The sequence below is a fragment of the Oribacterium sp. P6A1 genome, assembly GCF_000702885.1.
Classification (GTDB): Bacteria; Bacillota; Clostridia; order Lachnospirales; family Lachnospiraceae; genus Oribacterium.
Map to the genome: position 1 here is coordinate 36,388 of NZ_JNKO01000008.1, position 13,465 is coordinate 49,852.

General features: G+C 42.3%; 10 protein-coding genes. 1 reads left to right on the forward strand and 9 read right to left on the reverse strand.

Annotated features, from left to right (window positions below; translation table 11 throughout):
* Positions 1–54: 54 nt before the first annotated feature.
* The 8 genes from T515_RS07490 to T515_RS07525 form a co-directional block, all read right to left on the reverse strand.
* Complete coding sequence (locus T515_RS07490) at positions 55–1,653, reverse strand: response regulator (protein WP_036609407.1); 1,599 nt, start codon at positions 1,651–1,653, stop codon at positions 55–57.
* 19 nt (positions 1,654–1,672) lie between these two features.
* Positions 1,673–2,707: an ABC transporter substrate-binding protein gene (locus T515_RS07495; RefSeq protein ID WP_081832720.1), complete on the reverse strand. Its 1,035-nt coding sequence runs from the start codon at positions 2,705–2,707 to the stop codon at positions 1,673–1,675.
* A gap of 14 nt (positions 2,708–2,721) precedes the next feature.
* A complete protein-coding gene (locus tag T515_RS07500; protein WP_036609410.1) occupies positions 2,722–4,170 on the reverse strand; it encodes a sensor histidine kinase in 1,449 nt (482 codons plus the stop codon).
* Positions 4,171–4,394: 224 nt separating this feature from the next.
* On the reverse strand, positions 4,395–5,516 hold the full coding sequence (locus T515_RS07505) for a GntR family transcriptional regulator (protein ID WP_036609412.1): 1,122 nt from the start codon (positions 5,514–5,516) through the stop codon (positions 4,395–4,397).
* A 59-nt stretch (positions 5,517–5,575) separates the two neighbouring features.
* Positions 5,576–6,484, reverse strand: coding sequence for an ABC transporter permease (locus T515_RS07510; RefSeq protein ID WP_442950147.1), 909 nt, complete (start codon positions 6,482–6,484; stop codon positions 5,576–5,578).
* Between the two features lie 78 nt (positions 6,485–6,562).
* The gene (locus tag T515_RS07515) at positions 6,563–8,062 is read right to left on the reverse strand and encodes a sugar ABC transporter ATP-binding protein (protein WP_036609414.1); all 1,500 of its coding nucleotides are present in this window, start codon (positions 8,060–8,062) and stop codon (positions 6,563–6,565) included.
* A 14-nt stretch (positions 8,063–8,076) separates the two neighbouring features.
* Positions 8,077–9,045 (reverse strand): ABC transporter permease, encoded by a 969-nt coding sequence (locus tag T515_RS07520; protein ID WP_036609416.1) that lies wholly within the window; start codon positions 9,043–9,045, stop codon positions 8,077–8,079.
* 94 nt (positions 9,046–9,139) lie between these two features.
* On the reverse strand, positions 9,140–10,306 hold the full coding sequence (locus T515_RS07525; protein WP_036609418.1) for a sugar ABC transporter substrate-binding protein: 1,167 nt from the start codon (positions 10,304–10,306) through the stop codon (positions 9,140–9,142).
* 400 nt (positions 10,307–10,706) lie between these two features.
* On the opposite strand from T515_RS07525, the gene T515_RS07530 reads away from it, so the two are divergent.
* Complete coding sequence (locus tag T515_RS07530) at positions 10,707–11,474, forward strand: SIMPL domain-containing protein (RefSeq protein WP_051671550.1); 768 nt, start codon at positions 10,707–10,709, stop codon at positions 11,472–11,474.
* A 130-nt stretch (positions 11,475–11,604) separates the two neighbouring features.
* Here the strand turns inward: T515_RS07530 and T515_RS07535 are convergent, their stop codons facing one another.
* Complete coding sequence (locus T515_RS07535; protein ID WP_036609420.1) at positions 11,605–13,329, reverse strand: hypothetical protein; 1,725 nt, start codon at positions 13,327–13,329, stop codon at positions 11,605–11,607.
* Positions 13,330–13,465 lie beyond the last annotated feature (136 nt).

Here is a 13,465-nt window from a genome sequence, read left to right on the forward strand (position 1 = left end):
GGTGTTCCCAGAGAGCGATCTGCACGGAAAGATTCGATGTCAATTAATGATATCTCAGGAAATCTTCGTTCTGTACTCCTTAGGAGACATGCCCTGGGTCTTGCGAAACACAAAGCTGAAATAGTGTGCATCCTTGTATCCTATAGCCTGGGCCACCTCAGCAGTGTGAAGCTTTCTGGTACTTAAAAGTTCCTTTGCCTTATTCATGCGGAGCTCTGTAAGATACTCTGTAAAGGTCTTTCCCATTTCCTGAGAGAACATGGAGCTGAAATATGTACCGGATACCCCTGCCACCGTGGCTACGGAATTCAGCGAGATATCTTCCTCGGTATAGTGCTGCTCGATATATGGCAATGCCTCCTTAACCACAGTATGACCTTTACTTTCAGATTCCTGATCCCTGAGGGAAAAGGCCAGTCTCAGCATACTTATGACATAATCCGGTATTTTTTCGCTGTTTCCCTCCAGCTCATGGATATCAAAGGGCAGCTTCTCCAAAAATTCCTTTTGATCCATACCATAGTCTTCCACAAAGCGTATGACGGTAAATCTTATGTTCAGGATCAGATAGCTTCTGAATATCTTGGACTTAAGCACATCCTTCAGGCTTTCAAGATATCCATTCACAAATTCAGTTACATCACTTACATCCCCGTTTTTCAGAAATCCGGTAATGATGGAGGGATCAACACTTTCAGCATTGACGCCATCTATACTTCTCTTCTCGTCTGAAACAGTAAGACTTGCGTCCTCCGGGCGGAGGATATTCCTTTCCGGCCGCCAGAAACGTTCCGCAAAGCGGTGATTTGTCTTTTCAAAACATTCCGTCAGCTGACTGAAACGGTCCACAGGTTCCCCTGCCGCTACATACCACTGCATAGGACATCGGGTGTCCGAAGCGATTCTTTCTATTTCCTCAATGCCTCTTGCCGTAAAATCTCTGACAACATCCTTTTCTCCCCGTACTATTACACAATAGGAACTCAGGCTCCATTTAGAAAGAATGTATTCGGGAAATCTAAGAAAAAAAGCCAGGATATCGTTCTGCCTTATACGGAACTCATCACTTTCGTTCTTTTTCTTGTCGTTCACACTGAACAAAAGGATGTTGTAACAGGCTGAGTTCACATTGAAGCTTAGTCTTTGGGCTTCCTCATAAATCTTTTCAACACTAAGTCTTCTGCCGAAAAGAGCCTCCAGAAAACTACGTCTCTGGTACTGCTCATACTCCCGGGATTCAAGACGGTATTTTTCCTGATAGTTCTTCTGCTCTCTTTCATTATCGATTTTCTGTTTAACCTCATCGAGAGCTTTTTTAATGGTTCTTCTGGTAATAGGCTTACTGAGGTACTGGTCCACACCTTCCTGTATGGCACGTCTCGCATACTCAAAATCATCGAAGCCGCTCATGATGATCATTTTCATTTTGGGAAATTCCTGTCCCACTATATGACAAAGAGTCAGACCATCCATAAAGGGCATACGTATATCTGTAATAAGCACATCCGGTTCAGTCTTACGGATCATGGGCAGAGCCATCTCTCCGTCGGAAGCTTCACCGGTAAACTGAAATCCGTATTCCTCCCAGGGGATATTGTCCCGAAGTGCCTCACGCACTGTAACTTCATCCTCTACCAAGAAAACTTTTAACATACTTTATCTCCTGTCGTAATCAATAGCTTCGGTCGTCAACATAATCGGAAGCATTCAAAAGTGTAAATACCTTTTCCTCCATGTAGTAGGCTTTCTCCACCTGATTTCCCATTTCCAGCTCATGGATCACCTCTGAAAGTTTAGGACCGCTTGCGGGATTGCACTCCACATCCACATCTATGATACCCTTAGTCACCAGTTCCAGTCCCTGACGGCTTGCATCAAAGGAAATGATGATGGGTTTTTTCGGACTGTAGAGATCTATTCCTGCATTTTTCATGGCCTGGAGAGCACCTATGGCCATATCATCGTTCTGACATACCACAACATCGATGTTATCGTATTTTTCCAGAAAGCCCGCCATGATCTCCTGGCCCTTTGCTGTAGTGAAATCCCCGTCCTCTCTGTCAAGCAGTACCCAGTTCTGATGTTTATCACAGATGGTGTCAAAGCCAATGCTTCTGCCTATCTGACTAGAGGATCCCCGGGTACCCAGAAGCTCCACTATGTTTATCTTGTCATGGCTTCTGCCGCGATCTTCCAGTACCTTTGCAAGTCCTTCCCCGGCATTTTCCCCCTCCTGCCGCATGTTTTCTCCTATCCATGTGGTATATAGTGATGAATCTGAAGATACCTGTCTGTCCACAATGATGACGGGAATCCCTGCATCTTTTGCCTCTTTCAGCACCGTATCCCAACCATCTTCTGTCACGGGACAAAAGGCAATGTAATTCACCTGCTGGGATATAAAACCGCGTATGGCTTTTATCTGATTTTCCTGTTTCTGACGTGCATTATTGAACTGAAGGAAAAAACCGTTCTCTACTTTCAGGGAATCCTTTATGCTGACGCTGTTGGCCCGCCGCCATTTGGATTCTGACCCCAGCTGCGAAAATCCTACACGGATAAGATTCTCTCCGGTTTCTGTTTCATAGGGCTTTTCATTTTTTGTTGTTTCATCCACGTTAAAAGGTGAACAGGAAGAAACTGATGCAGAGAATAGTGCCACCAGTAATGTAAGCATTATTTTTTTCGTAATTCTATATTTAGTCATATCAAACATCTTTATTATTTTTTAGCAGACTCTTTCGGAATCCTTACTGTGACCATGGTTCCGCTGCCGGGATTCGAATCCAGGGTAAGACCGTATTCCGGGCCGAAGTTCATACGTATACGTTCATTTACATTGGCCATGCCAAAGCCGGAATCCGTATCCTTGCAGGGCTTTGTAATGGCAATTCTCAGTTTTTCAAGGGTCTCCCTGTCCATACCGATACCATCATCTGAAACAGTAAAGAGGATATCATTATCCCGCAGACGTCCGGTGATACGTATGATTCCCCGGTCACGCTTGTTTTTGATACCGTGGTAAAGTGCATTTTCCACCAGCGGCTGAAGAGTCATCTTAAGAATACGATACTCATAAAGCGCCGTATCCATATTTATCTCGTACTCAAGGATATCATGGTATCTGAACTTCTGAATCTCAAGATAGCTTCTGATGTGCTGTTCCTCTTCATGGATACTTATGTATTCATGACCATGGCTTAAAACCAGACGGAAAAAGTTGCTGAGGGACACCAGCATATCCTCGGCTTCATCAAGCTTACGGCCTTCGATAAGCCATATAATAGTATCCATGGTGTTATAGAGAAAATGGGGATTTATCTGTTCCTGCAACAGACGAAGCTCTGCATGACGCATCTTCTTTTCATCATCACGGATCTTTTGCATCATTTTTTCAAGACTTAATGCCATATCATTGATACGTTCACCCAGCACCGCGATTTCATCTCCTGCGGCACAGTCGGCTCTTGCCTGAAGGTTTCCATGAGAAATCTCCTGGGCCACCTGTCCGAGATCTGCTATGGGCACAGTGATGCTTCGTGATATATGAATTACTATTAACAAAGAAACGCCTACTATAAAGAATAAAAGCAGGGCTACAAAGACCACAAAATAACGAACCCGCACACGTAATTCTGTTTTCATCTGTTCCATGATGCGGGTCTGATAATACAGATAGTACTGAATGTCATCCTGAATCAATTCGGTCAGGATGTAGACATTGTCATTTAACATATGAATATTCGCATCGTAATGACTTCCATCTGACAGGTTTCTTTCAATGTCTCCGATACGAAGTTCCAATGTGCTGACATTTCTTAAGAGATTGTTTAACCAGTTACGGCTTTCAATGTCCTGGGTTTTTTCCTCCAGCGCAGAAAAGCTTTCCTTAATTTCCCTAAGGGATTCATAGGGATCACTGAGCTCAGGATCATCACCTATTACTTCAAATGAAGCTCCACTGACTACAATCTTATAAAGATTCTCATCAACTGCTTCTTTAAACTTAAGGTTATACTGATTGGCTACTGCCATGTTGCTTACGATTGCATCATAGTCATTGCTATAGCTTCGCAATGCAAATATCAGGTATTCGGCCACAAGAACCAATGGAATCATGGAGACCGAAGCCAAAAGAGCCAGTCTCTTACGAAGCGACAAATTATCCAAGACTTTAACCACCTTTGTGCAAAATGTACATAATTTCGCAAAGATGAGCTAATTTTAGCATAAATGACAAAAAAAAGACAGGCAAAAGCCCGCCTGTACCCAACGAAAAATGTATGATTGTAAATATTTCAGTCAGGTATAAAATTTGCGAAGAGCCGGAGGGCATCCATATAAAAAGATGCCCTCCGGCTCTGACTAAAACTAAACCTATCCTGAATGAATCGTCACCTTATATCTTTCACAGAATTGCCTGAATTAAAAGCTACGGGAAAACGGTATGCATAATTATGATGAGTCCAATCACGATCATTCATCATGCGCAGAAGATTATTGGCAGCCATTTTTCCCAGTTCAAATTTCGGATGGACTACGGATAAGATATTTATCTCTCCTGTTTCCTGCATTTTCGCATCATCAAAGGAAACCAGCGAAATATCCTCAGGAACCTTCACACCACGTTCTGTCAGAAAATCCATATACCGATAGGCGATTTCATCATTGTACATAATAAGAGCTGTACACTCTTTTGTCCTTCGATAAAACTCCATCAGGCTTTTTTTGCTGAATTTTTCCTCCATATCCTTTGTGGTATACCACCGTACCCAGTCATCGTCAAAACGAAGGCCGAAATCCGAAAGGCACTCCGTAAATCCGCGATACCGCTCCATACCCTGCATATCATCGGACTTCATCATAGCACCGATCTTTCTGTGTCCGTTTGCTGCCAGATACTTAGTCAGCTCATAACTGCTTTTTGAGTCAGACATCTCGACGCTGTCAAAAGAGATGTTTGAATAATGATTATGAATAAAAATGGTGGGAATATTCTTTCTTCTGATTTCCTTATACAAACGAAGATTGGGATTGGGAAAACTTGTACGTGTACCTTCAATGATAAGCCCCGATACACCTGCCTTCAAAAAATTCTCAAGGTACATGGTTTCCTCATTCAAACGATTTCTCGTAATTGCAACATCGATTTGAAAACCCTGTTCCTTCATAACCGATTCTATGCCTGCATAAACTTCCGGGAATAAATAATCGGCAAAATAGCTGAGTATCAAACCTATATGCGGCTTATTATCACCATCATCTCCCGTCAATGTCTCGTATGAGACGTAGGTTCCGCTGCCCCGGACTCTTTTAATCAGTCCTTCCTGCTCCATTTTTTCAAGGGCCGCACGTACCGTTTGTCTGGAATATCCAAACTTTTTTTCCAGTACATGTTCAGACATAAACTTGTCGCCGTCCTTCAGCACACCACTCATGATCAGTGTACGGCCCCATTTATACAGTTTCTGGTATTTTAAACTTTCATTTATATGTTTGTGGATTTCCTTTGCCATATCACTCACTCTTTTTTGTCGGGCAAGAGGCATTTACATGCGATTTCCATCATAACAGCTTACTTGATAACCTGTAATGACTTCCGGTCAGCAAATACAGCTACAAATACCAGGAATACTATTCCCTGAATAAGCTGCATCATCTGTGTGGAAAATCCCATCATGGTCAATCCACTGTTCAGTACTATATACAAAAGTGAACCTACGATGATATTTTCAAAACGTACTTTGGCACCGCCGGAAATCGGCATACCTCCCAGCACCAGCGCAATCAGTATCTGTGTCTCAAGCTGACTTCCCCCGGATGACGTAACCGATCCAACTTTGATTACATTGATGAATGCAGCAAAACCCGTAATGGCTCCGGAAAGTACATAAACAAAGAACTTCATCTTATCCGTACGGATACCGGAAAACATAGCGGCTTTTTCTCCTGCACCTATTGCCTTAAGATAGGTTCCGAATTTTGTGAATCTGAAAAGCACGAAACCAACAACAAGTATAAGTAATGTGAGAGCCACTTTCAATCCTGTGCTGTCATAGTTTATGAGAGCCGCAGATCCGGCAACCGGAGCATTGGTTGTCAAATACTTTATAAATCCACGGAACAGAAACATGGTACATATGGTAACGATAAATGATTTGATCTTACGGTATACATAGAAGTAGCCGTTAAATGCACCTATCAGGGCACCTGTCAGAATTCCGCATACTATGCTTAAGGGAATGTTGATTTTAGATACCATACACACCACTATGGATGCAATTCCAAGTATGGATCCCTGTGAAAAATCAAGGCCTCCCATAGTCATGATGAAAAACACACCTGTGGTGGCGATCATTGTCACATAGATCTGTGAAAGAACCAGAGACATGTTTTTGATCATCCTGAAATTTGTAAGTATATTAAAAATCAAAAACACTATGATGAGACCAACGATGGGAAGAAATGTCTTGACCATGGACATTATGGAAATGTCTTTCTTTAACTTTCCTTCTTTAGCTGTTGTCATCTCAGTTTTACCTACTGCAACCATAATCCCTCCTTAAACCATCATTGTGATCAGATTGTTTTCATCAAGAGTTTCATGTCTTTCAATCTCTCCGCTGATCATTCCATCCTTCATAATGATGATACGATCACACATTCCGATGAGTTCCATCAGCTCTTCAGATATCATGATGATAGACTTCCCTGCCTTTCTCATTCTGTCCATAAGCTGATATATATCCTGCTTTACCTTTATGTCGATACCTCTTGTGGGACTGTCCAGAACAACTATATCTGAGTCCTTTCCGATCCATCTGGCAAGAACAACCTTTTGTTTGTTTCCGCCGGAGAGATCTGATACAAACTGATCAACATTTACCATCTTTACAGACATTTCCTTCGCGAATTTATCCGCAAAGTCCCGGAGTTTTTTATCACTCAGCATATGTCTCTTATCTGAAAGCTCATCCAGTGAAGGGAGGCAGATATTATCCATGATACTTTGATTCAGTACGACAGATTCATTGTCCCTGTCCTTTGATGTATATGCGATACTGTTCTGTATAGCTGTGGGGATATCATTGATTTCTGTTCCATCCTGCAGTGTAACTGAACCCTTCCTGTCATAGGACGCACCGAAAATGGCCTTTCCGACTTCATGCATGCCTGATTCGGATAATCCGCCGAATCCCAGAATCTCACCTTTATGAAGTTCAAAATCAAGGTTACTGATAAGTCCGGGAACCGAAACATCCTTAACCGAAAGAACGACTTCCGGAGATACGACGCTGCCGTAATCAGATCGATAGTAGTCTCCTGTCACTTCACGTCCTACCATGAGACGCTTCAGGTCCTCTTCCGTGACATCTTCACTTTTTACAGTGTCAATGTAAACTCCGTCACGTAATATGGTTATGGTATCAGAGTGCTCCAGTACTTCCTGAAGATCGTGGGATATGAAAATGATAGTATTTCCTTTTGCCCTTATCCTGTCCATCACCTTGTAAAGCTCATTTCTTCCTTCCTGGGAAAGAGCCGTCGTTGTTTCATCCACCACCACGATCTTAGGGTCAAAATAGGTTGCCTTTACAATCTCAACAAGCTTACGGTCTTCGAAATTGTAATCATCTATCATTCGCTGTGCTTTGATACGGTCAAAGCCATAGTTATGAAGAAGCTCATTGGCCTCTCTGATCATCTGCTTTGTATTTTTGATTCCATACTTCACAAAGCGGTCTTCATGTCCCAGAAATATGTTTTCGGCTACAGTAAGACCGGATAATGTTCCAAGCTCCTGCACTATGATGGAAACTCCGTGATCATTGGCATCAACCTGATTCTTTGGATGTATCTCCTCCCCATCCAGTACAAAGGTACCGCTGTCGATACTGTAAATACCGGTCAGCATATTGGTCAGTGTGGATTTTCCGGATCCGTTTTCCCCGATAAGCGCGTGAACTTCTCCTTTATTGACGGAAAATGAAACATCTTTGACTGCCTTCGTAATACCGAAGGACTTACAGAGATTTTTTACCTGTAAACGAATTTCACTCATTGCTTTCTCCTTCGTCACTTTACAATTTCGCCCTTATTGATCTTTGTGGTTACCGTAATAATGATCAGGAGAGCAAAACCTGTGATTACATCCTGAATGGCAGTCGGGGCACCCAAAGCAATAAATCCGAAAAATATAATGTTGATGATGAACTCACCGATGATGATAGCCTGTAAAGGTATACCGTATTTTTTGAAAGCAACTCCAAAGAAGCAGCCCATGGTGGGGATAAAGTTACGGCTCATGGAGGCCATACCTGTAACAGCAACCATGGAAGATCCATAGCTGATAGTCAGAACCGCCATGATGCCCAAAAAGCCACCGCTTAAAATGAATGCGAGAACTTTATATTTATTGACATTTATTCCCATATTCCTGGCTACAAATTCATTGCTTCCGATGGCATAGGTATATGTACCTATCTTCGTATAATTCAGGAATACATAAGCCACTAAAAAGGCAGCAATCGCAAGAACTATATCTCCCGGCATCTGTCCGAACATTCGAAGACCGGCCGGTAATGTCTGCTCCACTCCTCCCGCGATGTAGTTTGCAACCGCTTCATAGATAAGAGCAAGACCCGTGGTAACTATCATGGATGGAATCCTGAGTTTTACGTAAAAGCTTCCGTTAAATAATCCTACGAGACATCCGCAGCATAAAGCTCCCAGAACAAGCCCGATATATCCAAGTCCCAACTTTGTTGCGAAAACACAGCCAACGATTGCTGAAAGCATTATGTTTGCGCCTATTGAAAAATCAAACATGCCCATGACCATGACAAAATAGAATCCCACAGCACCTACGCTGGCGATAAGACTGGCCTGAAAATAACTGAGCATATTATTTAGTGTTCCGAAATTATGTGGTGTAAGTATCTTGAAGATACTCCATGAAAGCACAACCAGGAAAAGTAAAATCATATACCCCCGAAGGCTTCCTTCGATCTTTTTTTGATCCATTGTCACAGTGGCAGAATTCATTTCATTACCTCTTCTTTATTTTTTAAAAACCAAGCCGGTATCTGTGCCTACGCTCGATACCGGCTCTTTTTCTGTTTCTTGACAGATCAATAGTTTATTTTCCTGCACGAGAGGCTGCATCCTCAATAGAGATCTTTGCAGCTGCCTCCTTTAATCCTTCAAAATCAAGCTTTGACATCTCAACAAGCTCATCATCAGTGTATGGAAGCTGATCTACGAAGTACTTCTCATATGCCTTGTAATCATCTGCGGATGAAACAAAAAGATACGGGAACGGAACGTCATTGAATTTTCCTTCGAATCCTGTGTAGTTGCCCTTGATTGCATTGTAAACCATCATAAATGCAATAAGCGGATCACAGTAATGTCCTCCGGATTCACCGGCCATGGAACCGTTTGCAAGTCTCTCTCCAAGATCAGGAAGGAAATCAGTTGATACTATATCGATATCATTTGTCTTTCCTGCACGCTCAACCGCTGCGATAGCTCCCTGAAGAGGATCTCCGCCGCCGCCTGCAGGAATAAGCGCATCAAGAGTCGGGTCAGCTGACATCAAAGCTTCGGCAGCTTTGGAGCCGCCTTCTGAAGTAGTTCCTGCATACTGCGGCTCAGAAAGCTTTGCCTGATCATCAGGATGCTCACTGTTCCACTTCTCTACTCCTGCCTTATAGCCTTCCCATCTTCCGAGCCATGTAGCATCGCCCTGCTCCCATCCGATGAGACCGATGTTTCTGTCTCCCTTTTCAAGGAGAATGTTTACAAGCTTCTCACCATTCTCAGGCTCATTCTCATGAACCGCACCTACGAAATAAGGAGAATCTGTAGCGGCTTTATAGATATCTGCGCTATTGTCCTTTGAAATAACACGGAAGAACTGTGCAAGATAAACCTTGTTGTCATTACAGGTCTTAATGGCTGAAGTCATCTCAGTATCCGAAGAGTTGCAAATAACAATTCCCTGACATCCTGCTGCGGCAAGCTGCTCCACAGAAGCAGTTACCTTCTCTGATACATGTCCCTGGTCAACGTACTGAACCTGAACTCCCAATGACTTTGCAGCCTCATCCAGAATCTGCTTACACTGTGATCCAAGAACATCTGTTGAAGACCAGATGGATACACCGATCTTAATGTCCTTATTATCAATAGACTGTCCTCCTGCTGAAGATGCAGAAGTTGAAGAACTACCACAAGCCACAAGTCCTGTTACCATAGCTACGGACGCTGCAACGGCCGCAACCTTTTTGAGAATTTTTCTCATAAGAAAGCCTCCTTTATTCAATTAATCACGATCTTAGTTGTTTTTCACAACGCTTTAACCGTAGTGTAACAGTGGTCTTGTCTATTATCAATACAATACAAGGTTTTATCCTTAAATAGTTGTATTGTTTTTATAGTGTATTTTATGCTTTTTTTCTTTGGTTTTTCAAAACGATATAAATAGTGCACAAACATCGGCCGTTTATGGCCACTTTTAATGGACATAAAATGATGTTTTTTCATTTGAAATTAATTTTTATTGTCTTAGTACAAACAAACAATACAACTTCGTATTTGTATTGAATTTTTTTTGTAATTTTTTTTAGTTTTTCTGTGACCTCTTCACCCGGGAATCTGTGTATATGGTTAGAACGATAAAAAACACAGAAAAGGAGAAAATCATGAAAAATATCAAAAAATCAACTCTTTGCATAGGAATCACAGCATTAATCTTATCTTCCGCCCTTTTAACCGGCTGCCAGACCAATGAGATTCCTGCGATTTCGCCACAGACACAGAGCATCCCATCAGATTCTTCGGCATCAAACACCATAACCGTATCGGCATCAGGTAAAGTGACCGCCATCCCTGATATGGCGGAGATAACATTTTCCATAACCACAGAGGAGAAGGATGTAAAGTCAGCCCAGGACAAGAACAGCCGGGAAGCCCGGCAGGTAATTGATAAACTGAAAGAACTTGGGGTGGACGAAAAAAGCATTAAGACATCAAACTATGATATCTACCCTCAGTATGATTATGATGAAGAGGTGGGAAACCGTATTGTAGGCTATACCGTGGATACCACTCTTACTGTAAGTGATCTGAAAATTGAAGATGCCGGTAATGTCATATCCCGGTGTGTGGAAGCCGGAATCAACAGCATGAATAACATCACCTATTCCTGCTCGAGCTATGATGATGCTTATAATGAAGCTTTGAAGGAAGCCGTTGCCAATGCTGACATAAAAGCCAGGGCTCTGGCTGAAGCTTCAGGAAAGAAAATTATCGAAATAAAGAATATTACAGAGGGATATCAGGATTACTCCCTTCAGTATAGGTCTCAATCAGTCATGAAGAATTCTCCGGAAGCTGCTTCTGATGCTGTCATCATGCCGGGAGAATCAGACATTGAAGCAAATGTAACTGTAACCTACAGCATAGGCTGATAAAAACTCTTATCCCAATAGAGCAGAAAAACAGAGTAGGGAAAAAACTCCCTACTCTATGCTGCGTTGTCCGTCAAATGCATATCATGTACACTTGATATGCGCTTGACGGTTTTTTACTGTTCAATTATCAATCCCACCAGTAACTTCCGTAATAAGATGTGATTTTGGTGTTTTCAAGACTTACCTCAAATACTCCCGCTAAAGCAGGTCCGTTCTCAAGATACCGATCCGTATCTTCACTCATAAGCTTATAGTTTCTTATGATCCATTTATAAGGAGTGTCACCCTTTTCATAGTTTCCGAAGCTTCCGGTTTCGGCAGATGCATCAAATACCGCATCCCCGGAAACAAGAAGATTGTATTTAACAGGTTCACCCATAGCCGGATAGGGTATCGAAAGGGACACATCCTGAAGCATTACACCATCCTTCAGTACTGAAATATTTTCACCGCTGTACATGGTATACCAGTATTTATCTCCCATGTATGTTCCGGCATGTTTCACGTAAGCGTCTGCAAAGCCGGAAGCCTTCACTTCTGAAAGGGTCTCTTTGGCATCACTTTCCGTTGTGTAGAGTCCGGTTGTGGCAGCATAGTAAGGTTCCGGATTAAGGCCGGAAAAATCAGGTGTATATACCAGAAAGCTTCCGTTAAAGCCTGCACCTTCAAGTTTCTCTACAGCATCCACGCACTCATTCCGGTTCTTTGATGCTGATACAAATACGCCGTAATAGTCCTGTGATTTCAGCTCATCGTAATTCTGATACCCCCCATACATACCAAAGGATGAGGAATCAAACTCAACTTCATCCATGGTGATTACATGAGCACTGCCGTCATTTACTCTTTTGTATTTTCCGGTCGCCGGGATCTCCAAAGAATCATCAGCATTTGCAATATTCAAACTAAGTTCATCTCCACTCAGTTTATAATCACATGACAGTTCAAAAGGCATTCCTCCATATCCCAGGCGGTTTGCTGTGTATGTAAATGTTCCGTTCCGGAAATCACATCCCCCCGCAATGTAAAATACTTCTTTGGATGAATCCTTCCTGTACATATAAAGATCCGATCCTGTAAATTCAAGATAAAGGTCTGAACCTTTACTATCATCAAGAATCCAGAGTCCCTGTAAATCTTTATCTCCTGATTTATCATCCCGATTCAGGTATACAAAAGCATCTTCTACCCTGTCATCCTTCAGAAAAAGCCTGCTGTCATCATATTCCGGCACAAGGAAATCCTCATTTTTAAAACCCTCAAAAAGAATTCCGTCATCAGTAAGGGTGATAGTGCCTTTATGTCCCGGATCCCAGTACATTCCCGCATTTGACATCATTGAGAATCTGAGTTCATTTACAGTCACTGTATTGCCGTCTTCACTTGTCATCTCATCCGGATCATAGGGAACAAACTCACAGGCCCAGAAGCTGTACGCCTCAAGACTTTTATAATCATCCGGCATGGCATGGCCGCAATAAGCATACAGATTGTCACCAAAGGGAACCACATCCATGATATAAAATTCTTCATTGCCATTTTCATCACTGTTATGATAGCTGTATTTACCGGATAAACGCCTGGCCAGAGACTTCTTTCCGGAATCTGAAGCTGCCAGACTCTTTGTCCTAGGAGAAGATTCAGACTCATCCTGCTTCTCGACATCCACGGCCTTATGACCATCATCCTGCTTAGTCTCGGGTTTTGTGTCATCCTGAGTAACCTCAGTATGCGGATCAGTCTGTAACATACCGTCTCCGTCCATTACCTGATCTCTTGATTCGCATCCTGAAAGCAGCATCACCGAAGCTCCCGCAACCGCTATAAGGTATTTAGTGAATAATCTGTTCATTTCAAATCTCCCATACTTCTTTCAGTTAATAGTAATTATAAACCCACTCATCTTTACATTTCGGAAAATAATCATTCTTTATAAGTTCGGGGAAAATCTCTTTTTCAAATATTATATAAAGAAAAATCTATTTATA

Coding starts and splice junctions, on each gene's coding strand:
- T515_RS07510 (WP_442950147.1), bottom strand. CDS start 6,484: ATGTCCATGGTCAAGACATTTCTTCCCATCGTTGGTCTCATCATAGTG.
- T515_RS07515 (WP_036609414.1), bottom strand. CDS start 8,062: ATGAGTGAAATTCGTTTACAGGTAAAAAATCTCTGTAAGTCCTTCGGT.
- T515_RS07505 (WP_036609412.1), bottom strand. CDS start 5,516: ATGGCAAAGGAAATCCACAAACATATAAATGAAAGTTTAAAATACCAG.
- T515_RS07535 (WP_036609420.1), bottom strand. CDS start 13,329: ATGAACAGATTATTCACTAAATACCTTATAGCGGTTGCGGGAGCTTCG.
- T515_RS07490 (WP_036609407.1), bottom strand. CDS start 1,653: ATGTTAAAAGTTTTCTTGGTAGAGGATGAAGTTACAGTGCGTGAGGCA.
- T515_RS07520 (WP_036609416.1), bottom strand. CDS start 9,045: ATGAATTCTGCCACTGTGACAATGGATCAAAAAAAGATCGAAGGAAGC.
- T515_RS07525 (WP_036609418.1), bottom strand. CDS start 10,306: ATGAGAAAAATTCTCAAAAAGGTTGCGGCCGTTGCAGCGTCCGTAGCT.
- T515_RS07530 (WP_051671550.1), top strand. CDS start 10,707: ATGAAAAATATCAAAAAATCAACTCTTTGCATAGGAATCACAGCATTA.
- T515_RS07495 (WP_081832720.1), bottom strand. CDS start 2,707: ATGACTAAATATAGAATTACGAAAAAAATAATGCTTACATTACTGGTG.